The sequence below is a fragment of the Microbacterium sp. NPDC079176 genome (assembly GCF_040686675.1).
Lineage (GTDB): Bacteria > Actinomycetota > Actinomycetes > Actinomycetales > Microbacteriaceae > Microbacterium.
In genome coordinates this window covers 303,276-329,581 of record NZ_JBFBLM010000006.1, presented here as the reverse complement: position 1 = coordinate 329,581, position 26,306 = coordinate 303,276, and the positions used below count along the sequence as shown (strand labels likewise).

General features: G+C 64.5%; 22 protein-coding genes. 7 read left to right on the top strand and 15 right to left on the bottom strand.

The window, feature by feature from the left end:
• Positions 1 to 285: 285 nt before the first annotated feature.
• Positions 286 to 4,026 (top strand): hypothetical protein, encoded by a 3,741-nt coding sequence (locus tag AB0P11_RS16505; protein WP_363523033.1) that lies wholly within the window; start codon positions 286 to 288, stop codon positions 4,024 to 4,026.
• Positions 4,027 to 4,396: 370 nt separating this feature from the next.
• On the top strand, positions 4,397 to 4,555 hold the full coding sequence (locus tag AB0P11_RS16500) for a hypothetical protein (RefSeq protein WP_363523031.1): 159 nt from the start codon (positions 4,397 to 4,399) through the stop codon (positions 4,553 to 4,555).
• Positions 4,556 to 4,737: 182 nt separating this feature from the next.
• Here the strand turns inward: AB0P11_RS16500 and AB0P11_RS16495 are convergent, their stop codons facing one another.
• The 9 genes from AB0P11_RS16495 to AB0P11_RS16455 form a co-directional block, all read right to left on the bottom strand.
• Complete coding sequence (locus AB0P11_RS16495) at positions 4,738 to 5,049, bottom strand: hypothetical protein (RefSeq protein WP_363523029.1); 312 nt, start codon at positions 5,047 to 5,049, stop codon at positions 4,738 to 4,740.
• 169 nt (positions 5,050 to 5,218) lie between these two features.
• On the bottom strand, positions 5,219 to 7,006 hold the full coding sequence (locus AB0P11_RS16490; protein ID WP_363523027.1) for an SIR2 family protein: 1,788 nt from the start codon (positions 7,004 to 7,006) through the stop codon (positions 5,219 to 5,221).
• A 538-nt stretch (positions 7,007 to 7,544) separates the two neighbouring features.
• Positions 7,545 to 8,411 (bottom strand): sialidase family protein, encoded by an 867-nt coding sequence (locus AB0P11_RS16485; protein WP_363523025.1) that lies wholly within the window; start codon positions 8,409 to 8,411, stop codon positions 7,545 to 7,547.
• 60 nt (positions 8,412 to 8,471) lie between these two features.
• Entirely contained in the window at positions 8,472 to 9,071 is a 600-nt protein-coding gene (locus tag AB0P11_RS16480) for a DUF305 domain-containing protein (RefSeq protein ID WP_363523023.1), read from the bottom strand.
• Positions 9,072 to 9,153: 82 nt separating this feature from the next.
• Positions 9,154 to 9,615 carry a DUF6153 family protein gene (locus tag AB0P11_RS16475; protein WP_236571366.1) on the bottom strand — a complete coding sequence of 154 codons (462 nt, stop codon included), beginning with the start codon at positions 9,613 to 9,615 and terminating at the stop codon, positions 9,154 to 9,156.
• Between the two features lie 51 nt (positions 9,616 to 9,666).
• Positions 9,667 to 11,703, bottom strand: coding sequence for a heavy metal translocating P-type ATPase (locus tag AB0P11_RS16470; RefSeq protein WP_363523069.1), 2,037 nt, complete (start codon positions 11,701 to 11,703; stop codon positions 9,667 to 9,669).
• Between the two features lie 139 nt (positions 11,704 to 11,842).
• Complete coding sequence (locus AB0P11_RS16465) at positions 11,843 to 12,172, bottom strand: cation transporter (RefSeq protein WP_363523021.1); 330 nt, start codon at positions 12,170 to 12,172, stop codon at positions 11,843 to 11,845.
• 31 nt (positions 12,173 to 12,203) lie between these two features.
• Positions 12,204 to 12,485, bottom strand: coding sequence for a metal-sensitive transcriptional regulator (locus AB0P11_RS16460; protein ID WP_363523019.1), 282 nt, complete (start codon positions 12,483 to 12,485; stop codon positions 12,204 to 12,206).
• 407 nt (positions 12,486 to 12,892) lie between these two features.
• Positions 12,893 to 13,204 (bottom strand): thioredoxin family protein, encoded by a 312-nt coding sequence (locus AB0P11_RS16455; RefSeq protein WP_363523017.1) that lies wholly within the window; start codon positions 13,202 to 13,204, stop codon positions 12,893 to 12,895.
• A gap of 109 nt (positions 13,205 to 13,313) precedes the next feature.
• Between AB0P11_RS16455 and AB0P11_RS16450 the strand changes: the two genes are divergently transcribed.
• The 5 genes from AB0P11_RS16450 to AB0P11_RS16430 are packed head-to-tail and all read left to right on the top strand — an operon-like array spanning position 13,314 to position 17,716.
• Entirely contained in the window at positions 13,314 to 13,673 is a 360-nt protein-coding gene (locus AB0P11_RS16450; RefSeq protein WP_363523015.1) for a metalloregulator ArsR/SmtB family transcription factor, read from the top strand.
• Positions 13,670 to 15,586 (top strand): cation-translocating P-type ATPase, encoded by a 1,917-nt coding sequence (locus AB0P11_RS16445; RefSeq protein WP_363523067.1) that lies wholly within the window; start codon positions 13,670 to 13,672, stop codon positions 15,584 to 15,586. The genes AB0P11_RS16450 and AB0P11_RS16445 overlap by 4 nt, the downstream gene beginning before the upstream one ends.
• Positions 15,586 to 16,194: a cadmium resistance transporter gene (locus AB0P11_RS16440; protein ID WP_363523013.1), complete on the top strand. Its 609-nt coding sequence runs from the start codon at positions 15,586 to 15,588 to the stop codon at positions 16,192 to 16,194. Before AB0P11_RS16445 ends, AB0P11_RS16440 begins: the two co-directional genes overlap by 1 nt.
• The gene (locus tag AB0P11_RS16435; RefSeq protein WP_363523011.1) at positions 16,191 to 16,724 is read left to right on the top strand and encodes a signal peptidase II; all 534 of its coding nucleotides are present in this window, start codon (positions 16,191 to 16,193) and stop codon (positions 16,722 to 16,724) included. The genes AB0P11_RS16440 and AB0P11_RS16435 overlap by 4 nt, the downstream gene beginning before the upstream one ends.
• A complete protein-coding gene (locus tag AB0P11_RS16430) occupies positions 16,721 to 17,716 on the top strand; it encodes a bile acid:sodium symporter (protein WP_363523010.1) in 996 nt (331 codons plus the stop codon). The genes AB0P11_RS16435 and AB0P11_RS16430 overlap by 4 nt, the downstream gene beginning before the upstream one ends.
• A gap of 173 nt (positions 17,717 to 17,889) precedes the next feature.
• Here AB0P11_RS16430 and AB0P11_RS16425 read toward each other — a convergent pair whose 3' ends face one another.
• The 6 genes from AB0P11_RS16425 to AB0P11_RS16400 form a co-directional block, all read right to left on the bottom strand.
• The gene (locus AB0P11_RS16425) at positions 17,890 to 18,585 is read right to left on the bottom strand and encodes a site-specific integrase (RefSeq protein ID WP_363523009.1); all 696 of its coding nucleotides are present in this window, start codon (positions 18,583 to 18,585) and stop codon (positions 17,890 to 17,892) included.
• A gap of 237 nt (positions 18,586 to 18,822) precedes the next feature.
• Entirely contained in the window at positions 18,823 to 20,091 is a 1,269-nt protein-coding gene (locus tag AB0P11_RS16420; RefSeq protein WP_363523008.1) for an ATP-binding protein, read from the bottom strand.
• A gap of 338 nt (positions 20,092 to 20,429) precedes the next feature.
• A complete protein-coding gene (locus AB0P11_RS16415; RefSeq protein ID WP_363523007.1) occupies positions 20,430 to 20,855 on the bottom strand; it encodes a hypothetical protein in 426 nt (141 codons plus the stop codon).
• A 1-nt stretch (position 20,856) separates the two neighbouring features.
• Positions 20,857 to 23,046 (bottom strand): site-specific integrase, encoded by a 2,190-nt coding sequence (locus AB0P11_RS16410; RefSeq protein WP_363523005.1) that lies wholly within the window; start codon positions 23,044 to 23,046, stop codon positions 20,857 to 20,859.
• Positions 23,031 to 24,668 (bottom strand): hypothetical protein, encoded by a 1,638-nt coding sequence (locus AB0P11_RS16405; protein ID WP_363523003.1) that lies wholly within the window; start codon positions 24,666 to 24,668, stop codon positions 23,031 to 23,033. Before AB0P11_RS16405 ends, AB0P11_RS16410 begins: the two co-directional genes overlap by 16 nt.
• A 182-nt stretch (positions 24,669 to 24,850) precedes the next feature.
• Positions 24,851 to 26,302, bottom strand: a complete 1,452-nt coding sequence (locus AB0P11_RS16400) for a site-specific integrase (protein ID WP_363523001.1) — start codon at positions 26,300 to 26,302, stop codon at positions 24,851 to 24,853.
• Positions 26,303 to 26,306: the final 4 nt, after the last annotated feature.

The window sequence follows — 26,306 nt, the reverse complement described above, 5'->3', positions numbered from 1 at the left end:
ATCTCCACCCGTGCCCCAACGACACATCACTCTGAGGCCGTCCCGGTCCCGTTGGTCCGAAACGTGCCCTGGTGCGTTCCGCGGCGGATCTGCGTGGCGGTCGTACGGGTCCGCGGCGTGAAGAACGGCCTCACCCGCAGGAGCACCCCCGCCCGTTCAAGACGCTCTATCCCACCCGCGACGACGATGCGCTCGTACCAGCAAGAGAGATCCACCTTGCCTTCCGTGAAGGGGCGCGACTTCGGAAAGCCGTCGTCCATGCGGAGGAATGAATACGATGTGGTGATGGCCGAGAATCTCATTCCGACCGCTGTCGATGACGACGCGGAGCACCCGGGTGGTGCCCCCCGACGGGGCCGAACGATGAGGTTGGGCTCTCTTGCTCCCCGATTCGAGGAGTCCGAGCACCAGGTGTATTTCGACCTGCTCGAACGGGCCCTCGCCCACGATGACACCCGCAACATCGCCGTCACCGGCGCTTACGGGACGGGAAAGAGCAGCATCCTCAGTCGACTCCGTACCAGCGAGGCGTACCGCTCGAGGGTCGTGGGTTTGTCGTTGTCGACGATCGGTCAGACGAGTGACACGCACCGTCCCGGCGCGGCGGAGGATTCGCCGACTTCGCGGGTGAATCAGATTCAAAAGGAGATCGTTAAGCAGCTCCTGTATCGCACCGCGGTCGAGGAGGTGCCGCAGTCGCGTTTCCGGCGTGCCGCTGTCGCCCCGCGCGCACGCGAGAGGTGGAGGGCGGCGGGTATCGGGCTGATCGTCGCGGGCCTTCTGTTTCTCCTGGGCCCGCTGCACCCGCTGATCACTTTGTGGTTCGAGGGCACGTGGCGTCAGGTCCTCGCATATCTGATCGTCGCCGCGGGACTCGTAGCCCTGTCATGGGGTGTGCAAGTGCTTCTGCGGGTGCGTCCCTTGATGAGCGCGTCCGTGAACGCAGCGATCACGACGGTGACGCTGACCAAGCAGTCGGATACGTATTTTGACGCGTATCTGGATGAGATCGTTTATTTTTTCGAAGCGACCCACTGTGACATCGTCGTCATCGAAGACATCGACCGTTTCGAGGACGCGCAGGTGTTCGACACGTTGCGTGCCCTCAACGGACTCCTCAACGGATCCCGGCAAGTGGGGCGTCGCGTCGTCTTCATCTATGCAATCCGGGACAGCGTGTTTGAACGCATCGGCTCTCCCGACCCCGCAACCCCACCGGCGGACGTGTCGCAAGATCACGCGAAGGAAGCACTCAAACGTGCGAGCCGCACCAAATTCTTCGACGTCATCATTCCGGTGGTGCCGTTTATCAGCCCCGACAACGCCCGAGATGTGATGTCGGATGCGATGAAGAGCCCCGACTTCAAAATCAACGCGTCTCTCATCCGCCTCGCCGCGCGCCACGTCGCCGACATGCGTATGATCCAGAACATCCGCAACGAGTTCGAGATCTACCGCCATGAGCTTGTCGCGTCCCAGCGCGTTCTTCCCGATATCACCGACGACCTGGTGTTCGCGGTCGTCTTGTTCAAAAACACGCACCTGAGGGACTACGAGAGCATTCGACAGCGTGACAGCTCCCTCGACCACCTCTTCGTCGCCTGGCGGACGCTCGTCGCGGCCGCAACAACCCAGACACTGGGACAGCTGTCGGCGCTCCGCGGGATTACCCATGACACGGTCGGTATCGATGAGCGTGCCGCCGACCTAGGCACCCGGATCGCCCGCCTGCGAGACCTTCTCGATGAGGCGCTCCCCTCCCCGATGAGCATCACCCTAGACCCCGACCTCGAGGACGCGCTTGCGACACCTGACGGGTGGACGAACCTCACCAAGGACGGCGAACTCGCATTCGCGATCACCCGCAACGGGGCCGCCACCACCTCGTTCACCTTCACGACCGAGCACCTCGCACAACTCCTGCACACAAGTGTCGACCCGGCGGACTGGATCACCCACAACACTCAGGCGGCAGCCGCAAGCGAAGCGACACTCCGCGAACAAGCCTTATTTCTCCGACACCACACCTGGGAACAGCTCAACGCCCGCGACGATGTCACCGCCGACGCGGACATGTTCACCCTCACCGCCGAGGAAGGCGCACGACTGAGTGTCGTCCTGCGCGGCCGCACCGACGTGCGCTTCGCTGACCTCGTTGACGCGATCCTTCCCTCGGAGCTCGCCCGCGACCTGGTGCGGAAAGGGTATGTGACATCCCATTTCGCCCTCTACGCGTCCACCTACTACGGCACCCACCTCAGCAAAGAGGCACGCGAGTACATCTACCGGTGCATCAGCCCGGGTGTTCCCGACTTCACGTTTGAGCTGAGCCGCCGAGACGTGCGACAGATCCTCCGCGAACAGAACGCCCAAGAGGACGACGCCGACCTGTTCAGCGACGCGAGCATCCTCAACATTCATGTCGTCGACTACCTCCTCGCCCGCCGCCCCGAGGCGGCGGCGACGGTGGCCCGTCAATGGGCGGACAGAGATGAGACGACAACGGCGTTCCTAGACGTGTATGCCATGCAGGGCGCCGCGGTGCCGGCGCTTCTGATCGCCCTCGTTCCGCACTGGCGAGACGTCGCCCACTATGCCGCCACCTCCACAGCGATCGCGGAGGAGGACAGGCTGATGGTAGTGGATGCCGTGCTCGGTGCTGTCAACGCAGACACTCAGAACAGCACCGCTCTCCTCGCACGGTACATCGCCACCCACAGCGCCGATCTGTCCAGTGTCGCCCACCCGGCTTCCGCGGCGCATGCCCGGGCAGTGATGGGGCTGCTCACCGACACCGGGCAGATCGTCGCGGATCTGGCCCCGCTGAACGATCATGCCCGCACGGCGGCATTGGATGCCGGCCTGTTCCCGATCTCGGAGAGCAACCTGCGCGTCTTCGTGCCCCGCGGGCGCGTCCAGCTCGGCGCTCTCCGACGCAGCAACGCCACCCTGTACACCCTCACGGTCCGTCAGATCGAGCGCTACCTGCCATTGGTGCGCAAGAAACCGTCCGAGTTCGCCCTCGTCGCAGACACGAAACAACTGGTCGCGCTGATCCGGGACGTCGCGACCCTCGCCCCGGACACGTTGACCGACACCCTCGCCGTCAAATCCGACCTGCGCATCCCGGACATCACCGAGGTTCCCGATAGCACCTGGCCGGACGTCGTGACCGCGCAGCGCATCACCGCGACCGCCACCAACGTCGCCGCATACATCGACACATATGGGGTCGATGAATCGCTTGCTGTGCTGTTGAAGCCGCGTCGCATTCACGGGGGAATGCTCTTGGAGGAGGGCACGCGCACCGAAATCGCACACGCGATCCTCCGCGCGAACGATGTCATCCCGTCGACGCTCGCCCGCGTGAAGACCGTCGCCACCCTCTCCCCGGGGGTATTGGAGGCGAATGCGCTGACCCCAGAAAGCGGTGACCTCGTCGCTCGGCTCCTCACCGCCGGTCTCCTAGCCGACGATGCGACCGCTTTCTCTTCGACGCTGATGGTCGATTGGACGACGATGGAGAAGACCATCAAGGCCTCCACACGATTCAAAACACTCGTATCGCCGACCATGCTCCCCGCCCCATGGATCGGGGCGTTCATCCGCAGCTCCGACCTCACGTCATCGACGAAGCTCGCCGTCGTCAAGTCGCTCGACACCTTCCTGGACGGGGTCACCCGGCAGCATGCCATCGACATCGCCGCAGCGCTCATCAACGGCGGCTGGAAGATTCAATCGCCCCGCATCACTGCCCTGCGCGCCGCCGGTGCGAGGGCCGATCAATGCATCTCTCTGCTGGCCAACGATCTCACTCGCATTGGTCTCGACGGCGCCCGTGGCATCCTCAGCGCACTCGGCGGCGACTACGCCCTGGTCGCGGCAGGCGGCAAGAAGCGGCCGAACTTCCCCGCGGACGTAGCCCACAAGCGTGTCCTCGAGCTGTTCATCGGCACTAGCGTGAAACGGCTTAAGGAAGAAGAATTCAAACGAACTGGCAAGCGCCTGGTCGCACTTTTGCAGTAGAAGAACCGACGTCGAAAGCAGAGGTTGTTGAGCCTCCTCACACGCCCGACCAGAGCCGCGCCAGGTTCGGCGGGTCAATCACCGGGCGGGACGAGAGCACCATCGGGAGGCGACATTGGCGAGGCGATTTGAGAATCGTCGACGCGCTCCTCCGGACGATGTTCGAACTCGTACTCGAGTCGCGGGGAGACTTTCTTACGTTGACTGAAACGTAAGCGTCAGAGCCGAGCAAGACTATCGACGCAGAGGCACCTCGTGCTGGAACGAACGCGGAGCGCCGAACGTGGCTTCGCGCCGAATGCAAAACACCCCCGCGCGGTAACCCATCGACAGAACACACTGCCCGCTCGAACATTTGAAAGGCAACACCATGACCAATTCGGAGGACCAGGCTCGCCTTACACGCCTCCAGGAGATCCGGGACGGTATGGAGGGGCTTCATGCCAACGCTCTCGCAGAGCGTGACGGCAGAACCTTCACGACTGAAGAGACGCTCGCTCTCATCGAGCGGCGCAACCAGTCGAAGTAACGCACAGGCGCGGGGGCCCGGACTTCCTCGAAATCTCGCGGATTTCATGCGCTCTATTGCTGGGGCGCTTCGACCGAGACGCCAGTAGTCGAACGCATCGAGCAGCCTGCCCAAGGCGTATCGAGGTGCGGCGCCGCGGTCTCAGTGAGCGCCGAAACGATCGCCTGGAATGCGATCGTGCTTCAGTGCTCGGCTTCGTCCTGGTCCGTCCGCACACTGATGTGCTGAGCGACGTACTGCACCATCTGGTCCGCCGACCAGTTGGTTGCCCGTGCGGCGAAGTCGACCAAGAAGGCCGATAGATGCGCGTTCGCCTGAACATAGGCGGTCGCCCGATCTTCAACCTCAAGCGGCTGGGCAAACAGAAAATCGGAGATGTTCTGCATGCTGATCTGCCGAGCCGCGTCGTCCCGAAGGGTCTGCGAAGTCATCAGCTCCGTGGACAGCCGGAGGGCCTCTCGTACGAGGCGGTCGAAGTCTTCATCACTCACCATGAGTTGAGAGTAGCGAGTTAGGCGCCATGTGTCGCGCCTCTAGTCAGTTTTATCGCATCGAACGAGGCGCAGCCCCCGCCGGGCATCTCGGGTTATCCCTCGTAGTCAGTCTGAGGTCCGCATCTGCGACGCCTTGATCGCTAGGGAGTTGAGAGACTGAGCCGAACTTTCACCACCGCTGATAGCGCTTCAGGATTGCCCGATGGGCGATGAGCGCCTCATCGAGCGTGAACTTGCCGTCGAAGAACGCATCCCACGCACCCGCATGACCGCGCGCCGCCTGCTTGCGCAAAGTCAACTCGGCCTGGGGCTCCTCACCCCGCCATGCCCACTCGCCAACGTACTCGCCACTCATCGCATGATGACCGGGCGTGTACTCCTGGATCAGCCCGATCCGATACTCGAAGCCACGATACGCCGTCAGGAACTCTTCCTCGTCCGCGATGAGATCCGCGAAGAAGCGACGGATCTCGGTCCCGAACAGGTGGCTGGTTGGATAGACCCAGCCACTCGTACCCGCCCAGCGCGGCAGATTCTTGGCCCAATCGTCCGAGAAAAGCCGCTGATAGTGAATGAGCTGCGCGACGTTCGCCTGCTGATCGAACCCGGGATGAGTATGGCCCTCCACTTCGGTCGCGATCGCGAGGAGCAATCCTTCTCGGTTTCGCCGGGTCGCGGTGATCGAGATCACCGCGACGGCCACCAACGCCGGAATCAGCCGCACCGAGCGCAGCGCCTGGTTGAACTGCGGCGGAAACGACGCGCCGGCATTGACCAGTCGCTGGACCACGTCGACCCAGAGCCGGTCGTGCACCCCGTCGGAGTCATGCCACACTCCTTCGATCAGCAACAGGGCAAGCTGATCCATCGAACGGACATGGGCATCGATCGCTTCATCCACCACCTGCCAAGTGACTTCCGCACCATCGACGGAGGAGATGGGCTGAGCGGCGATCGAGTCAACCACGCCATCTACGACACCCATCACAAGGTCGTGAAGATCGATCCGTCGAACCGGGTCAGGCAGATACCGTTTCAGCCGGGCAACTGCCATCGCCGTCGTCAACGGCGGCGCCGACAATCGGTCCAACGCCTCCAAGCTCTCGACGAGCTCACCGAACAGATCATCAGCGCTCGATGAGGGAAGCACTATCCCGCCACGCCCCGCTAGCAGCCGCTTGGCCGTGTCGCCGCGACTGCTGCGCTGGTCCCAGTACAACGGATATCTTCGCGACGTCGACTGCTCCAACGCGCCGACCAGCGCGACATCCCAGTCCGCCGACCAGCCCGACACGATCAGCCCGTACTCGTCGAACACCTGGTCCAACAGACCCGTCCACTCTGCGGGATAGTCCGAGAGCTCGGACGGTGTGTTCCGGGTCCCCAGATCTCGATAGTCACCGTGCAGTTTAATGACCGTCGCGTCTGAATGCGCCAGCGGTGCCATCCCATTGACCGCCTCCGGCCGGGAGATTACCTGGGGAGACACACCCGCCGCTTCCAGGGCCTGTTCCATTAGTCGGTCGAAGTTGGTTGTAACAATGACCTTCACCGATCCGCGGCGTACAAGCTCCGCGATCGCACGATGTGCTTTGCTCGGCTGCCGCACCGGCGTCTCGTCATCCGAGCCGGGCTCGAAGAATCCTGCGAGCAACCCCTGCCGAGCCGCCGCGGACGGAGCCAGTTGCTCCAGCAAAGACGAGTATCCCAGCTCGCCCTCACCGTTCTGACTCCACCACAACTCCGGGTCAGCCCGGGCTGCGGAAACGGCATCGACATCGTCAGGAGCCGATGCGGCTGCGACTCGAGCCACGAGCTCCGTCACCACACCCCAGCCGGTCAGCAGGCCGGCGCCGGTCGAGACGCCGGAGCCCAGCATCACCACATAGACGCCTGGTTGCGAATGCATCGACGTCGCCAAGGACACTAGCGGGGACACACCTCTGCTCGCAGCCATGCGGACAGTCTTGCAGCCCCCTCCGACACCAGCGCGTGGCGCTGCGGCCAGTCACATCATTCCGGCAAACGCGAATCCGAGTCGCAGCGCTTTCTAGGCCAGGTCGGAAACCCGCGCACGGCGTCGCAGTCCTCTCCATCGATCCCGCCGCCCGCAGCCGCCTGAACACCGTGTTCGTCGTCGTGAACTTCATCGGCGGCACGATCGGCTCCGCCCTTGCCGGGCTGGTCTGGCCCCTCGGAGGTTGGACAGGCGAAATGATCACCGGTGCCAATCATCATCGGCATCGCGTTGACGATCTGGCTCGTTCACCGCACTCGCGCCCTCGCCGACTGACTCGACCGCCCCAGCCAGCGGACGATAGCCGTGCTCGCGCTTACCGCGCTCCAGATCCGCCAGAAACGATCGTTTGCGGCAGCAGCAGTTAGTCGGCGCTTGAGGCGTGCCGCTATGGTTCGCCGAAACCTCGTATCGGCAGACAGTTTCGGCGTGTAGCGGGACAGGTGAGCGTCTTTCGCTGGAGATATCGTCCTCTCGTTTACTTGGCTATTGCCGCCAGGCCGCTGTCATCGAAGACCAAGATGTCACCGTCGTTCGTGGTCGCGAGCGCTTGTGCGGAGCCGTGGGTGACGCCGGCGGGAACCCACTCGGCTTTGGATCCTGTGCTGGCCCAGATCTGTCCGCCGCGACCGACACCGACAAGCCGTTTGCCGTCAGGTGACACGGCGAGTAGATAGAGCGCAGGCGCCTCGTTCAGAGGTGTAAAAGTGGTGCCCTCATCAGTGCTGATTTGCACCCCGTCTGGGGTGGCGGCGATCAGTTGCCCTTCACTGTCGATGACGAGGCTGAACGCCAGAATTTCTCCGACCGGCGACCAGGTCTCACCGAGGTCGTCAGTGCGGAGGAGCTCCGCGGAGTCCGAGGCGATCCCGTAGAGGGTGTCGTTCTTCCCGGCGGCAAGGACGTGGAAGTCTTTCTCGTCGGTGAATGAGACGGGCGTCCAAGTTCTGGCGCTGTCGTCGCTCCGGATGATTCCGAGGTTGGGGGAGCCGAGTTCTGGGGCCGTGGTCGGTCCGGGATGCCCGGACGCGAGGAGAGCATCACCGACAGTGATGAGGCCCATTGCGTCGAAGTCGGTCGTCTCGATACGCGAGCCGACCTCCCCATCCGGTGTGGCCGTGTAGATCCCGTCATGGGCACCCAGGAGGTATCCGTCCTCGGAGGGGTTAGGCACGATCGCGTGGACGTGGCTGATGGACGCGGCGTGGTCGTGCCCGGTGGTGGGCTCGGCGGGTGCCGTGCAGCCGGCCAGCACAATGCTGGCCGCGATCGTTGTGGAGAGCGTGAGTGCCGCTCGGTGTCGCTGTCGAAAAGTGGGCAACGTGAGCTTCTTGAGGGTTCGCATGATGGTGTGCGCAACAGATCACGGGGTGGGGTGCGGGAGCCCCGCACCCCACCCCGGGGATCACAGAGTTGCGAGGATCTCCTTCATGGTGGCGATCTCGTCGGTTTGCGTGTCGATGATCGTCTCAGCGAGTGCGATGGCGTCGCTGTTTTGACCGTTGTCGACTTCGTTCTGCGCCATGTCGACAGCGCCCTCGTGGTGCTGGATCATCTGCTCGAGGAACAGACGGCCAGCATCGGGACCGGTGGCATCTTCGAGGGCCTGCATGTCTTCTTCGGACATCATGCCGCTGCCGTGATCCATGCCCTCCATGCTGTCCATATCCGCGCCCCAGTCTTCGAGCCACTGGTCCATTGTCTGGATCTCCGGCTCCTGAGCGGCCTTGATCTCTTCGGCGAGGGCGACGACGCGCTCATCGACGCCGTCTTTGCTGAGAAGGACGTCGGACATCTCGATGGCTTGTGCGTGGTGCTCCTTCATCATGCTGGCGAACATGATGTCGGCGTCGTTCGCGTCCGCTGTGTCGGTGGGTGCGGACGAGCTGCCGCCGTGGTCCATGCCTTCCATGCCGTTGCCGGAACCGGTGTTTCCGGCGCAGCCCGTGAGGGCGAGAAGGGCAGTGAGGGTGAGTGCGGCGATCGCTGCGGGTCGAATCTTCATGAGTGTTCTCCAAGGGTCGGTGATGAGGCCCGGCTATTGCCGGTGCCAGGGGTGCGTGCCCGCAAAGGGGGCTAGCGCGTCATCACGTGCGACTGATGCAGAGAACCGTGAGAGAGGGCGGTGGCGGAAGCGCGTGGGCACGGGCGGGCCAACGGGTCGTCGCGGCCACGAGTGCCGTGATCAGGGTGGCATGCCGCCAGCCGAGCCCGATCCGCCCGAGCAGGATCGTGGCGACCAGGAGTGCGAGGACGCACGCCATCCACGTCATCGGATCCCCGCCCCCACACGTCGCGCATCCCGCTGCCGCTGTCGGTGAGTCCTGCAGGGTGGCGGCTTCGGATGTGTCGTGGTGCTGGTCGGCCGCTCCGGATTGAGTGCTGACTGCGACGGTGTCGTGGTGGCCGGCAGTTGTCGCGTGCGAGTTGAAGGAGTGCATCGCCAGCAGACCGGCGATGACGCCCACGGCGACCGCGAGGACGGCCACGACGGTATGGGTGAGCGTGCGCGGTCCACGCACCTGTTGTGCGACGTTGATCAGCGACATACTCACCTCCCGTTCTCCTCAGCCTACGTCCGTCACCCTGACTGTTTCTTGCTACTTGCCCGCTACTGCGTCCGGGCGGAGATCCAGCCGGCGCAGCAGCTGCGCGTTGAGCGCGACGACGATGGTCGACAGGGACATCAGCACTGCCCCCACGGACATCGGGAGAACGAATCCGATGGGGGCGAGCACGCCGGCCGCGAGCGGGACGGAGAGCAGGTTGTAGCCGGCGGCCCACCAGAGGTTCTGCTTCATCTTCCGGTAGCTGGCCCGTGACAGTTCGATCACCGACAGCACCGACCGAGGGTCGTCGCTGGCGAGGATGACCCCGGCCGAGGCGATCGCGACATCCGTTCCCGCGCCGATCGCGATACCGACATCCGCCTGCGCGAGCGCGGGGGCGTCGTTCACGCCGTCTCCGACCATCGCGACCTTGCGGCCCTCGCCCTGCAGTTCTTTCACCTTCGAGGCCTTGTCCTCCGGTCGCACCCCGGCGAAGTACCGGTCGATACCCAGCTCGCCCGCCACGGAGGCGGCCACCGCGTCGGCATCACCGGTGATCATGACGACTTGCACACCCCGCTCGTGGAGGGCCTCGACGGCATGACGCGACTCTGAGCGGATCTCATCCGCCAATCGCAGTGCGCCCGCGACCTGACCGTCGACGAGGACGTGGAGGATGATCGCACCCTCATTGCGCCACTCATCGGCAACCGCCAGCTCCTGGGCGTTCTCCTGCTCGAGCATGTACGGCCCACCGACCTGCACGATGTGCCCATCGACACGCGCACGGACCCCGACCGCCGGCGAGGACTCGAAGTCGGACGAGGCAGGGACCGTGAGGTTCTTCTCCTTCGCCGCGTTGACGATCGCGCGAGCGAGCGGGTGCTCAGAGTCGGCTTCCGCAGCCGCGGCCCAGGCCAACAGCTGGTCAGAATCGGTGCCGGACACGGGGTCGATCGCGGTGACGGCGGGGGTGCCCTTGGTGAGAGTGCCGGTCTTGTCGAACAAGACGGTGTCGACGGTGCGCATACTCTCCAACGCGAGACGATCCTTGATCAGCACACCCCCACGAGCCGCCCGCTCCGTCGCGATCGACACAACGAGCGGGATCGCCAGGCCCAGAGCGTGCGGGCACGCGATCACCAGCACGGTGATCGTGCGGATCACCGCGGCGTCGGGCATGCCGACAACCGTCCAGACGATCGCGGTGATCGCGGCAGCGCCGAGCGCGAACCAGAACAACCACCCGGCAGCTTTGTCAGCGAGCCGTTGCGCCCGCGACGACGAGCTCTGCGCCTCGGTCACCAGCTTCTGGATACCTGCGAGAGCAGTGTCCTCGCCGATCGCGGTGATCTCCACCCGCACACCGGAGTCGGTCGCGACGGTGCCGGCGATGACCTGGTCGCCGTCGCTGCGGCGCACGGGCCGGGATTCTCCGGTGATCATCGACTCGTCCATGCTGGCCGAGCCCTGCACGATCCGCCCGTCTGCGGGGACCCGCCCGCCCGGGCGCACCACCACCACGTCACCCACCAGCAGATCAGACGGGGCAACCGTGACGGTTGTATCGCCCTCGATCTTTTCCGCCTCGTCAGGCAGCAACGCAGCCAAGGAATCCAACGCTGAGGTGGTCTGAGCGAGGGAACGCATCTCGATCCAGTGACCGAGCAGCATGATCACGATCAGCAGGGCCAGCTCCCACCAGAAGTCCAGCTCGTGGTGCAGCAGGCCCAGGCTCGCACCCCATGATGCGAGGAATGCGACCGTGATCGCGAGGGCGATCAGCAGCATCATCCCGGGCATGCGGGCCCGGAGCTCGCTCACCGCGCCTGTGAGGAACGGCGCCCCACCCCACACATACATGACCGTCCCGAGAACCGGGGACACCCAACCGACCCACGCAGCGTCCGGCAGCGGGTATCCGAGCAGCATCGAGAACATCATCGAAAACCCGACGACAGGCACCGCAAGGACCAGCATGATCCAGAACAACCGCCGGAACTGGCCCACATGATCACCGTGCCCACCATGTCCGCCGTGCCCACCATGGCCGCCATGTTCTGGCGAAGTGTCGTGATCGTGGCTCATCGCCGCGTGGTCATGCTCCGTTGTCGGCGCCGCGCCGTGGTTCTCGTGTGCGGCGCGATGGCTGTGTTCGTCATGCTGGCTCATCGGAACTCCTTACTCGGATGCGCCCGGTTGAGCCCGGGTGCAGACGGTTAGCGACTCAGGCCTGGCTGGTCGCGAGGGTATACCCGGCCTCTTCGACCGCAGCCCTCACAGCGGCAGGATCGACCGGTGCTGCGCTGTGGATAGTCACGCGGGAAACCCCGCCGGCGTTCAAGTCGACGTCGACGGACTCGACACCGTCCACAGCCGCCAGTTCTTCACTGACGCTCGACACGCAATGCGAGCACGTCATCCCCGCAACCAAAACCTCTTCGGAGGACGAAGATGAGGCCGCAGCCGGTGCGGACGCCTCGGTGTTCGATGGGACGGCGCAGCACGCGCAGCCAGCGTTCGCGTCCTTTAGGCCAAGTTCAATGCGATCAGTCATCGTGTGCTCCTTCAATAGAAAGATGTGGCGGTCATGAACGGACCAGACGGGCAATGGCCTCGTTAGCCTCGCGGACCTTCTCTGCCGCAACCTCGCCACCCTCGGCGCTGGCCTCGGCCACGCAATGACTTAGATGATCGCTCAGCAGCGACAACGCCACCGTTTCGATCGCTCTCGTCGCTGCAGATACCTGCGTGAGGATGTCGATGCAGTACTTGTCTTCGTCGACCATCCGTGCGATTCCTCGCACCTGACCTTCGACGCGACTCAACCGCTTAGCGAGATCTGCCTTGCCGTCGCTGTACCCGTTCATGGTTAAAAGATACCCCCTGGGGGTATCTAACTCAAGGTCGGTTCGCGCATCCCGCGTGACTCGGTCCTTGTAGCGGTGCGAGCCCGACGAGAACTTGATGCGCCTGCCAAAAACGATCGTTTCCGGCGCAATGATTCATCCAGCGCTAGATCGGGTGCCAAAAACGTGTGCCGGAAGAGAGTTCCGGCACACGTATTCGGCGGGAGATGGGGCGGGGAACGACTTCTCCTTCACGCCCCCGCTCGGGTCCCATGGGATGCCGTGCTCATGCCGACGTCTTGTCCGGGCGTAGGCGCAGGGCCACCCACCAGGCGCAGCGACGACAGATGAACACTCCATCGTCGCGGAGGGCATGCAGCTTCCTGCGGGGAAGCGATCGCCCGCAGCATGTGCACACCTGGTCGGAGTCAGTTGCCATGAGTGAGGATGGCCTCTCGGATCTGCGCGACCGTCGGGAGACCAGCGAGACCCGCTGGGGTTGCGTAGATTCGGCAGGCTAGGTCGACGCTGGGGTCTGCACCGGGGAAGAGGTCTTCTCCGTTCAGGGTGATTGTGGGGGATCCCGCGAAGGGAACCTCCGCTGCGTCCTCTTCGGCGCGGATAAGTCGATAGCGCAGTTCTTTTGCTTCGTGGCCCGTTTCTTGTAGGGCTTCGGTGACGCGGCGGCCGGCTTCGATCCAGCTGGGGCATTCAGCGATGTGTAACAGCTCGATCTTCATGGTTCCAGGATCCTCCTTTTTCGGTGCTCATTCTTGGGGTACTTGGTCTAACTGATCGCGGTCGATTGGGCTATCGAAAATTAGTCATCACTCACTGTATAGTCATCGTATGCTGACTATTGCCTCTCGCCTCGACGTGATGAACCGACTCGGCCGGGCCATGGCCGATCCCACCCGTTCCCGCATCCTGATGTCGCTGCTTGATGCACCGAGCTACCCGGCGGTCTTGTCCCGGTCCCTGGAGCTGACGCGCTCGAACGTCTCGAACCACCTCACATGCCTGCGCGACTGCGGGATCGTGGTCGCGGAGCCCGAGGGGCGCCAGACTCGCTACGAGATCGCCGACCCGCATCTTGCTGCTGCGCTCGTCGCGCTCGTGGACGTGACGCTGGCTGTCGACGAACACGCACCGTGCGTCGATTCGACCTGCACGGTGGCTGGCTGCTGCGGGACGGGGGCTGGCGCGTGAGCGCGGCGTGCGGCTGCGAACACGAGCCTGTCGCGACGGTGGACGAGGAAATCGAGGAGGCCGAGCGACCCTGGTGGAGAGACCGCGAGATCATGGTGCCGGTATTCTCCGGCGGCGCGTTCCTGGCCGGTCTGATCCTGGAGTGGTCTGGACTCGAGATCCCGGCGCTGGTGTTGTTCTGGATCGGTCTGCTGCTGGGTGCGTCGACGTTCACGCCCGGGGCGATTCGGAAGCTGTTTAAGGGCAAGCTCGGCATTGGGCTGCTGATGACGATCAGCGCGATCGGGGCCGTCATCCTCGGTTACGTGGAGGAGGCTGCGGCGCTGGCGTTCTTGTACTCGATTGCTGAGGCGCTCGAGGACAAGGCGATGGACCGCGCCCGCGGCGGGCTGAGAGCGCTGCTGAAGCTCGTGCCGGAGACAGCGACCGTCCTCCAGAGCGGCACCACCGTGCAGGTGCAGGCAAGAGAGTTGACGGTCGGCCAGGTCATGGTCGTCCGCCCGGGTGAGCGGGTCGCTACCGATGGGATCGTCCGCTCTGGTCGCTCCAGCCTGGACACCTCGGCGATCACTGGGGAATCGATCCCGGTCGAGGTCGAGCCCGGCGATGCGGTGTCGGCCGGTGCGATCAACAGCGTCGGCGTGCTGGAAGTCGAGACGACGGCTGCGGGGACTGACAACTCGCTAACGACGATCGTGGAGCTGGTCGAGAAAGCGCAGACGGAGAAGGGCGAGCGTGCTCGTCTTGCGGACAGGATCGCCCGCCCGCTCGTGCCAGGCGTTCTGATTCTCGCGGCGCTCGTCGCGATCATCGGTTCGCTTCTGGGGGACCCGGAGGTGTGGATCACCCGCGCGCTTGTCGTGCTGGTCGCGGCCTCTCCGTGTGCGCTAGCGATCTCGGTGCCGTTGACGGTCGTCGCCGCGATCGGGGCGGCGAGCAAGTTCGGCGTGATCATCAAGTCCGGCGCCGTCTTCGAGCGCTTCGGCACGGTCCGACACGTTGCCGTCGACAAGACCGGCACCCTCACCCGCAACGAGCCGGCGGTCACCGCCGTGCTCACCGCGGACGGCGTGACCGAGGCTCAGGCTTTGTCCTGGGCGGCCGCGTTGGAGCAGCACAGCACGCATCCTCTCGCCGCAGCGATCACCGCCGCGGCCCCCGGGGCTCTGGCAGCTGCAGATGTGACCGAGCAGGCCGGCCACGGCATCGACGGCACCGTCGACGGATCGAGAATCACCGTCGGCAGCCCCCGCTGGCTGAACTCCGGCGAGCTGGTCGACCAGGTGTCAACCCTCGAGGAGCAGGGCATGACCGTGGTGATCGTGCACCGTGACGGAGTGCCGGTCGCCGCGATCGGCGTCCGCGACGAGCTACGCCCCGAAGTCCCCGAGGTAGTCCGGACCCTTACCGGTCAGGGCGTCGGCGTGACGATGCTCACCGGCGACAACGCCCGGACCGCTCGTGCACTGGCGGCACAGGCTGGGATCAGTAACGTGCGAGCCGAACTGCGCCCCGAAGACAAGGCGACCGCGATCGGGGAACTGTCGAAGGCGGGCCCGGTCGCGATGATCGGTGACGGCATCAACGATGCCCCCGCCCTCGCTGGTGCGGACATCGGTATCGCGATGGGCGCGACCGGCTCGGACGCAGCGATCGAATCCGCCGACGTCGCCTTCACCGGCCATGATCTGCGCCTCATCCCGCGGGCGTTCGACCACGCCCGGCGCGGTCGACGGATCATCAACCAGAACATCATCCTGTCGCTGCTGATCATCACCGCGCTGCTGCCGCTCGCTCTCTTCGGGGTGCTGGGACTCGCGGCCGTCGTCCTGGTCCACGAGGTCGCTGAGGTCATCGTGATCCTCAACGGCCTGCGTGCCGCCCGCACCCGCACTCCACGATTGGAGAGCTGATGCTCGCCACCATTGGATCAGCGATCGGTCTGTTCGCAGCGACCAACATCGACGACATCGTCGTGCTCACTGTGCTGTTCCTCGCCTCCAGCCGAGGGAAACCGCGACCGTGGCAGATAGTCGCAGGCCAGTATCTCGGCTTCATCACCCTCGTAGTGATCAGCGTGATAGCCGCGCTGGGCCTCACGATCATTCCGGACGAGTGGGTCGGTTTCCTGGGCCTGATTCCGCTCGGCATCGGCGTCTGGACGCTTGTCCGGGGTCTGCGCCGCAACGGCGATGACGATGACGATGACGCCAAGATCACCGCGGTCGGGCTGTGGGGTGTCGCGGGTATCACGATCGCCAACGGGGCCGACAACATCTCCCTCTACACGCCGATCTTCCGCACCAGCGCCCCCGGCGACGTCGCGATCATGATCGTCGTATTCCTCATCCTCGTCGCGGTCTGGTGCGCGGCCGGTCGGCTCATCGGCACCAACAAGGCCGTCACCGAAGCGCTGGAACGCGTCGAGCACTGGCTCGTACCCGCCGTGTTCATCGGTCTCGGCCTGTTCATCCTGATCGAATCCGGCGTCATCGTCCGTCTGATCGAGGTGCTCGCATGACCTCCTCCCAGACCGAGGCTCACCCGCCCGCTGCGCGCAAGCTGTCGTCGGCACGGCGGTGGCAGCTCACTGGTGGAGCGCTCTTGATCGCCGTGGTTGTCGTGCTGATTGATCAGGGAACCAAGGTGTGGGCCGAAGCGACCCTCACCGAGCGTGACCGCATCCCGCTGATCGGTGACCTGCTGGGTTTGCAGCTCGCCTATAACCCGGGAGCGGCATTCTCGTTCGGGGAGGGCTTCACATGGGTGTTCGCGCTGCTCGCTGTTGCCGCCACACTCACAGCGATCGTGTTAGCGTTCCGAGTGCGACGCCCGGGGTGGGCGATCGTTGTCGGTGCGCTCGGTGGAGCTGCTGCCTCACACGCAGGCGACCGCCTTTTCCGCGATCCTGGGTTCGCCCGGGGTCACGTCGTGGACTTCCTTGCCTACGGGAACTGGTTCATCGGGAACGTCGCTGACATCGTGATCTTCGCCGCAGCGATCACCGGAGCAGTTTTCATGATCCGCGCAGGCGATGGGAGCACCGAGTGAGATCCGTTGTCCGGTGGTGGGACACCCATCAACTCGCCCTCTACATCGGCGCCATCGCCGTGGGGGTGACCGTCGGGCTGATAACGCCGCAAGTTGCTCCGAGCCTCGAGCATTCGATCGAACCGGCACTGATGCTGCTGTTGTTCGCGACATTCCTCGGCGTCCCGCTCATCGAGGTGAAACGCGCGTTCCGTGACATCAGGTTTCTCGGCACGGTGCTGGTGGCGAACTTCGTCATCGTGCCGATGCTCGCCTGGGGCCTATCGCGCTTCGTGGTCGACGATCGCGGGCTGCTGCTCGGGGTGCTGCTCGTCCTGCTGACCCCGTGCATCGATTACGTCATCGTGTTCGCAGGCCTCGCAGGCGGCGCTAGCGCACGACTGCTCGCAGCCGCACCGCTGCTGATGTTGCTTCAGATCCTGCTTCTACCGGCATTCCTGTTCCTCTTCGCGGGCGGCGCTGTGCTCGATGTGGTCGACATGGGCCCGTTCATCCGGGCATTCCTGTTGCTGATCGTGGTCCCCCTCTCCGCCGCAGCGGTCGTGCAGGCTGTTGCGCGTCGTCACCGGGGAGGCCGGTTCATAGAGAAGATCATGGCGGGCGCGATGGTGCCGCTGATGATGGTGACGCTCGCTGTGGTGATCGGTTCCCAGATCGCTGCCGTTGGATCGCAACTCACCGCGCTCCTGCGAGTCGTACCGCTCTACATCGCTTTCGTCGTCCTCGCCGTCGCGATCGGGAAGCTCGCCAGCCAGGTCGCACGAATAGACGTCCCCGCCACCCGTGCGATGATGTTCTCCGCCGCGACGCGCAACTCGCTCGTCGTCCTACCGCTCGCTCTCGCTCTCCCTGCCTCGATGAGCATTGCCCCGCTCGCGGTGGTCACACAGACCCTTGTCGAGGTGGTCGCGATGATCATCCTCATCCGCCTGGTCCCCCTCATCGCGCGAACCACGGCCCAGCCTCGCCTAGCCGCAGCACTGGACAATTGATCAGAGCGGGCTCCCACCGAAAACGATCGATTTCGGCGGCCTGATGGAAGTTGCCTGCCGCAAGTGCGACACGCCGAGGAGCGACGCGCCGTAACCCCCTGCCGAAACCCAAACGCACCGAAACGGGTGGTGTACCGTTTGCGGCTGAAGATCTGTCCGTGAAACGCGAGGGGTCAAGGCGTGGGGTTTTCCCCGTCCGGACGACGTCGTTCGAGGGTCAGCCGGACAATCTGACTCATCTGAACCAGCTTCTCCTCGGCTGCCCGGATGCTGATCTCGATTCCCTCGAGTTCACCTAGCCACCCCATGCGCTTGGCCTCCGCCCGTCTGTCCTGCAGATTCGCGAGGATGGTCTCGAGGCGGTGGCGCTGCGCCGGGTCGGGGCGGAGCATCGGGCAGCGGATGCACGCGTGCTCGTGAATGCAGGGGGTTCCGTAGCCGCGTGAGCAGGATCCGAGTTCGACCTTGCGCTTGGAGAAGTGCGCGTGGAACTCCTCGAGCTCAGTCGGTGATGGGTCACGGTAGTCCTCCGCTGGTCTCAGCGACCGCCGGCGATCAACGAACTGCCGGAAATGCGGGGCAACGTCCTCGTCGAACACCGCCGCGTATCCCTGAGTCGTCGAGAGATTCAGGTGTCCCATCGCTTTGGCGAGGATGTGCACCGGCAGTCCCGACCTCAAAGCGTCCGTCGCGAACAGCCGCCTGAAGTCGTGGGCAGTCAGTCGCGTCTCGGGGGTATCGAGGCCGGCCACTTGCACGGCGTAGGCGACGAAGTTCTTGAATGCGGCGGGCGAAAACACGCGGCGAACATCGCCGTCCTTCCACTGGAAGAGAAACGGCAGCGGTAGCGCTGACGCGTGTTCGAGCATCGGACGAGCTCCGGCCCGCGTACTCGAGCTCGGCGCGCAATAACGGCCAGACCGCCAACGGCACCAACGGCTCCGCACGTAGCTGTTTACCGAGCAACTACAGCAACAGCGCGCTCCCATCGACCATGCGTCCCGACATTTGCCCCGCCGCGCACTCGACGATCGGCACGCCAGCGGGAAGCTCACGTTGGGCCTCCGCCGCGACGAGGGCGACTGGCGACCCCGGGTCGGGGGTGTTCAGACGGGTCCGAAGGCGGAATCCTGGACGGCTTGTACGATCTGGGGGTTTGCTCCTGCCCACCCGAATCTGTGCAGCAGGTGCACAGCGGGGGCGATAGCGAGGTCCCGGGCGGTGCCCCCTCCCCCGGCGGGGACGTGCACGGTGCGCTCCCATGCATCGGTCTGCAACCGGTGTTCACCGGAGAAGGAGAGGCTGCGGGGGTCGCCGGCGACTAGTTCCCATCCTTTAGCCCCGCGCAGACTCAACGTGACGGTGAACGGCGTGGTGGGCGCGATCGCGTGTTGCAGGCGCTGGGTGAACAGCAACACCTCGGTGAATTCGGTCGCGGGCATCCAGTACGCGAAGTATCCGTGGCCGGGTTCCGGGGCGGGACGCCGGTCGGCCCGGTGCCGACCGTCGAGGGTAATTGCATGCCAGGACTGGAACTGTCCGCTCTCGAATGCAACCCACGCTTCCCGGTGCATCATCGTCTCCTGCTCGGTGATCCAGGTGGCCCCGTTTTGAGGGTGCTCCACAAACGGGTACGGCCACCCGCGGACGTGCACCGCTGCCTGCCGCACGATCCGACCCAGAGCTGAAAAGTCGACCCGCTCGGCGTCGTAGACGTCGGGACGGACCGCGAAGTGGAAGTAAGCGGATGTAACGATGTCGTCGATGCCCGCCTCTTCCTGGAACACCGCGGACTCCGCATCGTACAACGCGGGTGCGGGGTCACCATCTCCCAGGGGCACGTTCGCCGCAGCTGCTAATGCGAGGAACCGCGACAACTGTTTCTGTGTCGCCAGATCCAGCACCCCGCGCAGTTCGTTTTGAGTCTGCCGTGCCGAGCTCTCCGGCTTTCGAAACGAGCGAGTGTAGAGCTGCCCTTTCTGGATGGTGCGCCCGTAGTCGCGCGCAGCAAGGATCGGGATGTCATCGAATTCGGCGATTTGCAGCACCACCACGTCCCGCCCGTCCGGAAGGGCGCGTGCCGCCCGGTCGATGCGCAACGGCGGGTCCGCATACCGGTTGAGCTTGTCCACGACATCGTCGTAGTCCAACCACTGCGCTTTCTGCTCTGGGGTGAGACCGGACCGGGACGGGTTGCTCTCGTCCACCCCGAGGATGATGAACCCGCCATCCCTCTGATTCGCGAGAGCCAACGCCGCGCGGGCCACATTCGCCACGAACTCGGACGAGGTCGTCGACGCGGGGCCTTTAAACTCCACCGCCCGGATCTCGTACCCGCTCTCCACGAATGCTGCGATCTCTTCGTCCGTCAACATCATCCCAACCTACTTCGCTCTCCCCCTCGTCCCCACTTTTCCGCAGCAACCTAAACAGTCATTCACGTCACCAACGCGGCTCACAGCGAATTCTCGAGAGCCACGTCCATGCCCAATGTTCGTCACCCGAATGAGATTCCATCACAGGGGCCGGGAGACAGCGCGCGGGCTGTCCGCGGGACTGCGTGACATTCCCATGCTGCAGGATCAGTCCGGTGTGGCGTGAGGCAGCCCGGACCGGGTGCGCAGGTTTTGTCGGAGTTGCTGCGACGAAGAGGGTGCGAGGTGAGTGTGGCCAGGAAGAAAGTACGAAATGTGACGTGGCCCAGTGAGGGACCTTAGGGGGTATGGGGCCGGCTGGAGCGGGCGGTGTCGAGGCGGGTGGTGTCGAGGCGGTGGATGTTTTGGACGTGGGCGCGTTGGGCTTCGTCGAGCTGGATGCGGAGTTCTTCGATGACAGCGGCGTAACGGCGTAGCTCTCTGGTGAGCTCTCGCACGTCACCAGCGAGACGTTGGGCTTTGGCTTCGGTAGCGGTGAGTCTCTTCTGCAGCGGGTGGATGTCCGGGGCCGCGTGACCCCATTTTCGGGCGACGGCGGCAAGGAACTCATCGTTGAGGTCGCGGTGCCTGTGTGTGAGCTTCCAGCGCTCCAGGCCGGTGCGTCGGAGCAGTTCCGCGATCGTGGGGCGTTGCAGGGTTACCTCTCGCGCGAGCAGGTCGCGTGCGGTGGTGGTGATGAGGGTGCGTTCGTCCGTGTGGTCCATGTCAGTGCGAGCTCTCTTCGTGCGAGGTAACCGTCTCGCTGTAGTCGGTGCGGGTGGAGCTGTCTGCGGTACGAGTGTGGTTGTCGACGATGCGGGTGAGGCGGTCCAGGGTGTCTTTGTCGCGTTGGTGGCGGATAGGTGGGGCCAGCGGGTCCTGCACGATGCTTCTGTAACGTTGTATGGTCGCTCCGAGGTGCACCACGTCTTTGTCGGTGTGGGCGATACACGCGCATCCGCTGCGGCAGTGGGGAAGGTCGGGTGCGTCTTCCTGGGTGGTTGGGGCGGTTTTCAGGCAAAGTGCTTTCTCGACGTTGAACACACAGTGGATGCCGTCTCCTTGGTGCACTTGCAGGAATCGGTTCCCGAGAATCACGGCGGCTTCTCGCCCGTTCCGGGCGAGTTTTCCTTCGTAGTGGGCGCGGGCGCTCGTGACGCGGGCGACGAATTCTCCTGCAGCGGGGCCGGAGACGTGGGCGCCCTCGGCGAGGAGTTCGGATTCGGCGCTTAGGCCTTCGAGGCGGGACAGATACCGTTCAAAGGCGTAGTCGTCGACGAACCCGGCATCGAGGGTCCCGGCATACCCTTGCATCATCTGTACGTGCACATGACCGTACTGCAGCGCACCGGCGACGAGTCCGCGGGGCTCGCGGACGATGTGCCAGGCAAGGGTGCGGCGGAACCGAGACAAGTTCAGTCGGTGTGAGTCCGGTGGGATGATGTCGGGACGCCCACGCCGCTGGCAGTAGTCGTTGATCCAGTCGACGAACAGTGCAATATCGACCGCAGCAGTGTATCCGGTCACCGATCGCTCTTGGCCGGTGGGGCTCTCGTCCCGGGGGAACAGCAGATCACTGTCGCCGATCTGTTCCAGCAGGCGCACCGCCTCCGCAACGGGCGGGACGCTCACCCACGGTGCCGTCCGGCGAGTGCCCTGCGCGACTTTCTCCCCGTTCTCATCTCGCACCGCTTTAAACGTCCTCCCCCACACAACCGTGAGTTCTCCCTGCATGCTCACGCATCCACGACGTAGGTTCAGCACCTCCCCGGTGCGCATCCCCGTCAGATAGGTGATGAGGATGAGGCACGCGACCCGCACCACACGGCGAAGTTTGCGGGCACCACGGTACCCGACCAGCACCCAGGGAAGTCCGTCGTCATCGCAAACCAACGAGTCATAGGGCAACGTCTCATCGAACTCTGCGATCGGGTGCCCGCTCGCGGCGAGCCGGGTGAGTATCGTCGGCGTGACGCGCGCCCGCCACCCGAGCAGCCGCGACAGGTGCATGCCGTCAATGCGCACGTCGTCGCCGACGCGAATGCCCGGTAGGCGAAGCCGGTGCTCGGTCAAGAACGCGATGATCCGGTCCGCGGTGGCCGCTGTATCGGCGTGAGTGCGTGCAGTGGCCACCCGATTCGCGGGGGCAACTCGCGTGGCAGGATCGCCCCGTCGGATGCGCGCCGCGGTCGTCGGGCTGAGCTCGTTGCGTAGCCGCTCCCGCTCCGCGAGGAGACGGACGACGTCCGGACCCCAATCCTCGACGATGAGCAGGGACCACGCCACCAGAGCGTTGATGGTCACATCGTTGATGCGGGGGGTCCTGTTGGCCAGTTGGGTGCTCTCGAAACCCAGCAGCTCACTAGGAACACGGCCACCCCAAGGCACATCGGCGGGCAACCGAATATCTTCCGGCAGGATCTCGGACCTCGACCACCAGGCGCGCACGGCGGTCAACGCATGCCGGTTATCGGACTGGGTCGCCACCCGTGCTCGGATCTCCTCCAACCACGCATCAATGTCCGCCCGGGTCACGGTGCTCAGATCGCGGTGGCCGCGGCGGGCGAGCATGCGGGTGAACAGATTGAGGAATTTCTGCGTGTGCACGACGGTCTGAACGCTAGGACGGGCCCCGTGTCTCAGTACCTGATCGGTGTCGGGAACGTGGGTGAGCAGATGCCAGACATACTTTTTTAGCGGGGTGCGGAACGTCGCCAACGTGCGGGTCCAGTTGATGGAGATGGACGTGGTGTGCGCTTCGAACATTGCAGGTGTCAGATCCCACCGGTCATCAGCGAAGACTGAGGTTGCCGCAGCACCCGGGCGGATCGGCCTCGAGTGGAGGACATTCCCATTCGCGGGCACCTGCGCTGTCTCGGTCGCCGTCGCCGGTGAAATCGTCATGTCCTGTCCCATTCGCCATCCAACATGCGTGTCACCGCGACGGAGACATGGTCAGCCACCGCCGATCGTGCCCGCTCCACTGCGCCGGCCGGGAGCCGATTCATTACATCCGCGAGCCGTTGGTGTGCGGACCCGAACCGGACCGCCCAGTCCAGCTGCACCATGTCTTGTTTCCTGTTCACAAGCTCATCATGGGTGTGCACGATCGCTGACCAGTGTGCCGGGGTCGCTAACGCACACGGGCACCCCAGGCACAACAGGAACGACGCCCGACACGGCTGCCCGGCCCCGGTTGGTCCGCTGAGGTTGTCTGTGCAGGCCGACAGCACCGTATCCGCGCTGCCTTCCAGCACCTGCTCCAACACCTCCACGCGCACCCCCACCTGTCCGGCAACCCGCACCGGGTCCGTACGGGCATCCCGGACCTGTTGAGAGGTGAGGAATGACAATGCGGTCGTCGCGCGCGCGTGCCGGACTTGCTCGTCCAGCACATCCGCGACCTTCTCCTGGTAGCGGGCAAGACCCCCACGGTCACGGATCTGATACTGATCCGCAAGAGTGTTCGCCGTATGCGCGACCGGCCTGTCTTGGTGCTGCACGAAACTCAACCGCATTCGTTGAAAAGATACCGGGATCGCCAACCCATCCGCTCCCACCACGGGTCGAGACCTCGTCCAGTCCAACGCCGTCGCTTTCGCGTTCAGCGCGCTGCGAAGCTGCCGCCACATCTGCCCCTTGCCCCCTGACGTCGCATACCAAGCAAACAACCCGCGGTCGCCGGATGCCTCCCGCGCCGGCGCCCCCAACTCCACCAGAAGCGCGTGTACCCCGAACGGGGTGCGCAGATCCTTGTCGCGCCGGCCCGCCCCCTCATGCAACCACGGGGGCAGATCCGCCAGCACCACGTCCGTGTGCGCCGCAAAAGGCCCCCGACGCGGCTTCACGGTCTCCAAGATCGTCGCCGAAATGCGCTCAGAGGGATCCGTGGCGTGATGGACGTGATCCGTCAACCGGTTCAACGTCCCAGCGTTCTGACCCGTCACCCCGATCATCAGCACCATGAACGCAGTGATCTCCTGTTGGGTGAGGAACAGGCTATGCAGGACGCCCGTCCCACTTTCAAAACCCGCCCGGCGCAACACCGACATGTTCGGCTGCCCGGCCCTGCCAGTCGGCAACGGCGACCACCGAGGCACGTCAACAGTCCGCGCCGCCTGATCGAGGACCGCCCCACGCTGTATCTCCGCCGGGGTCAGGCCCGCACCATCCGGGCTCTCACGCCACCGTTGCAACATCGCCAGGTTCGGGCGAATGCGGTCGCGGGCGCGTCGCACCTCCTCTCGAGCAGCAGCCAGGATCGAGTAGAAATCTGCCAACGAGTATGACTCCACCGTGGTGGAGACGCGGACCTTCCCCGGGGTGAAGAGTTCCCGCCGCACTTCCTCCGACCACGCGTCAAGATTGCGTCGCAGCACTGACCGCAACACACCGAAGTCACGGCCGCTGAACCGCACTCTCGCGAGCGTAAGATCCGATTCCAAGAGAGCACGCCCGCTCACTGGTCTACGTTCGCTCTGCGCCAACAACGCCACAAAAGCGCGCAGGCGGCGAAACGCCGCGGCGGCGGACGACATCGTCCGCATCGTCCCCGCCTCGGAACTCGTCGCCGTCCTAAACGCGGCGCCCAGATCCCGTAGTAACCCCGGTGACGCATCCCACCCCGAGAGATCGAACACGCGACGCTGCGCCGACACAGCACAAACGAACTCCACACGCAGACCGCCCGCACCCGCGGGGCCTGTCCGTGGTCCTGTCATCAAAACGCGCCCATGATCTCAACCCGCGGGTCGCGACTGAGGAAGTGAGCCAACAGAGCCGACGTCGATTCATCCTCCGCATGCGCCATCAACAACTCGATATCCAGATCCGCGAACGGTTCCAAATAAGTATTCCTCGTCGTCTCCACATTCCGATGCCCCAGAAGTGTCTGCACAAGAAACCACTCCGACGGCATCTCATCCCTCAACCGAGCCCGCTCCCGCGCCTCCAACCCCGCCGTCCGCCCCATCCACAACAACTTCCCAACCGCGAACCACCGCAGCGCGAAACTATGCCGCAAATGATGAGGCTTCACCGGCGACACCTGCGCCCCCAACGCCAACACCCGGGCATTCGCCCGCCGGAACACCGCATTCCACCTCTGATGCGACAACGGCGAACCCTCATCCGTCACCCACACCATCATTGGCTCCCACTCACCATCCACCCGCACCAGCAAGCGGCGACGAACCGCCGCCCCCAACATATCCACAGCGCCCTTCCCCACCCGGCCCGCCCCATCCCGCCATCGCACCACACCACCCGACACGTCCGACACGAACAACCAGCCCCGTCCCAGATCGTCATAGACACCGCGTGCCCGCGCCTGCCCCACCGACCGTGCACGCTCCCCCCACACATACGCCCCTACCTCCGACACACACGACACCGGCATCCAAAACTTTCTTCCGCGCCCACCCTTGGCCAACGCCGACGCCACCCGCGACGTCACAAACCGCCGCCCACCCGGATTCTCCAGTAGCTCCACCCCCAACAACAGATTTCCCGCCTCCTGCACCCGCAACCCCGTCCGAAATAAGACACTCGCGAACGCACTATCCCGCTGCGAGTTGTGCCCGCGAAACGACGACGCCTCCACCGAATCTGGCAATAGCCCCCGCAACCCCACGTCTGCCCAGAACGCCACCGCAGCCGGCGTGAACCACTTCACATCTGACGACCGCACAAAATCGGCAGCCCCCGGCTGCGACCGCATGAACGAAGCTCGCGGCACGATCGGCGACACGATCCCAAACCCGGCGGCCCACCGATACAACTCCCGAATCGCCTGAAAGTCCTTCTGCCACGTCGACCCCGCTACCAACGGATGCGTCTCATCACCAAACCGGCGTAAATCCCTCACACGACCAAAGTCATACGGATCAGCCGAACGCCAATCCGCGCCCACCTCCGCCAACAAGTTGCAATACGTCGCAATCGAGTACGCGTACGTCCGCGCCGACAACTCGCTCAACGCACCACCTGGACCCAACGACCGAAAGAAGTCGTTGATCACAGCATCCGGCACCCCATCCGGACTCAACAAAAACGGCTCACGCTCTCGCCTAACCCTCCCCCGCGCCGACACCAACACCGACCGAAGCGCGTCTGGAAGCCCCTCAACATCCCCATTCTCTTCCCCATGCGCGAACACCCGCCAACGACCCATCGCC

Coding starts and splice junctions, on each gene's coding strand:
- AB0P11_RS16440 (WP_363523013.1), top strand. CDS start 15,586: ATGCTCGCCACCATTGGATCAGCGATCGGTCTGTTCGCAGCGACCAAC.
- AB0P11_RS16435 (WP_363523011.1), top strand. CDS start 16,191: ATGACCTCCTCCCAGACCGAGGCTCACCCGCCCGCTGCGCGCAAGCTG.
- AB0P11_RS16500 (WP_363523031.1), top strand. CDS start 4,397: ATGACCAATTCGGAGGACCAGGCTCGCCTTACACGCCTCCAGGAGATC.
- AB0P11_RS16485 (WP_363523025.1), bottom strand. CDS start 8,411: ATGCGAACCCTCAAGAAGCTCACGTTGCCCACTTTTCGACAGCGACAC.
- AB0P11_RS16410 (WP_363523005.1), bottom strand. CDS start 23,046: ATGGGACAGGACATGACGATTTCACCGGCGACGGCGACCGAGACAGCG.
- AB0P11_RS16420 (WP_363523008.1), bottom strand. CDS start 20,091: ATGTTGACGGACGAAGAGATCGCAGCATTCGTGGAGAGCGGGTACGAG.
- AB0P11_RS16460 (WP_363523019.1), bottom strand. CDS start 12,485: ATGAACGGGTACAGCGACGGCAAGGCAGATCTCGCTAAGCGGTTGAGT.
- AB0P11_RS16415 (WP_363523007.1), bottom strand. CDS start 20,855: ATGGACCACACGGACGAACGCACCCTCATCACCACCACCGCACGCGAC.
- AB0P11_RS16455 (WP_363523017.1), bottom strand. CDS start 13,204: ATGAAGATCGAGCTGTTACACATCGCTGAATGCCCCAGCTGGATCGAA.
- AB0P11_RS16405 (WP_363523003.1), bottom strand. CDS start 24,668: ATGTCGTCCGCCGCCGCGGCGTTTCGCCGCCTGCGCGCTTTTGTGGCG.
- AB0P11_RS16470 (WP_363523069.1), bottom strand. CDS start 11,703: ATGAGCCACGATCACGACACTTCGCCAGAACATGGCGGCCATGGTGGG.
- AB0P11_RS16400 (WP_363523001.1), bottom strand. CDS start 26,302: ATGGGTCGTTGGCGGGTGTTCGCGCATGGGGAAGAGAATGGGGATGTT.
- AB0P11_RS16450 (WP_363523015.1), top strand. CDS start 13,314: ATGCTGACTATTGCCTCTCGCCTCGACGTGATGAACCGACTCGGCCGG.
- AB0P11_RS16465 (WP_363523021.1), bottom strand. CDS start 12,172: ATGACTGATCGCATTGAACTTGGCCTAAAGGACGCGAACGCTGGCTGC.
- AB0P11_RS16505 (WP_363523033.1), top strand. CDS start 286: ATGGCCGAGAATCTCATTCCGACCGCTGTCGATGACGACGCGGAGCAC.
- AB0P11_RS16495 (WP_363523029.1), bottom strand. CDS start 5,049: ATGGTGAGTGATGAAGACTTCGACCGCCTCGTACGAGAGGCCCTCCGG.
- AB0P11_RS16475 (WP_236571366.1), bottom strand. CDS start 9,615: ATGTCGCTGATCAACGTCGCACAACAGGTGCGTGGACCGCGCACGCTC.
- AB0P11_RS16425 (WP_363523009.1), bottom strand. CDS start 18,585: ATGCTCGAACACGCGTCAGCGCTACCGCTGCCGTTTCTCTTCCAGTGG.
- AB0P11_RS16490 (WP_363523027.1), bottom strand. CDS start 7,006: ATGGCTGCGAGCAGAGGTGTGTCCCCGCTAGTGTCCTTGGCGACGTCG.
- AB0P11_RS16480 (WP_363523023.1), bottom strand. CDS start 9,071: ATGAAGATTCGACCCGCAGCGATCGCCGCACTCACCCTCACTGCCCTT.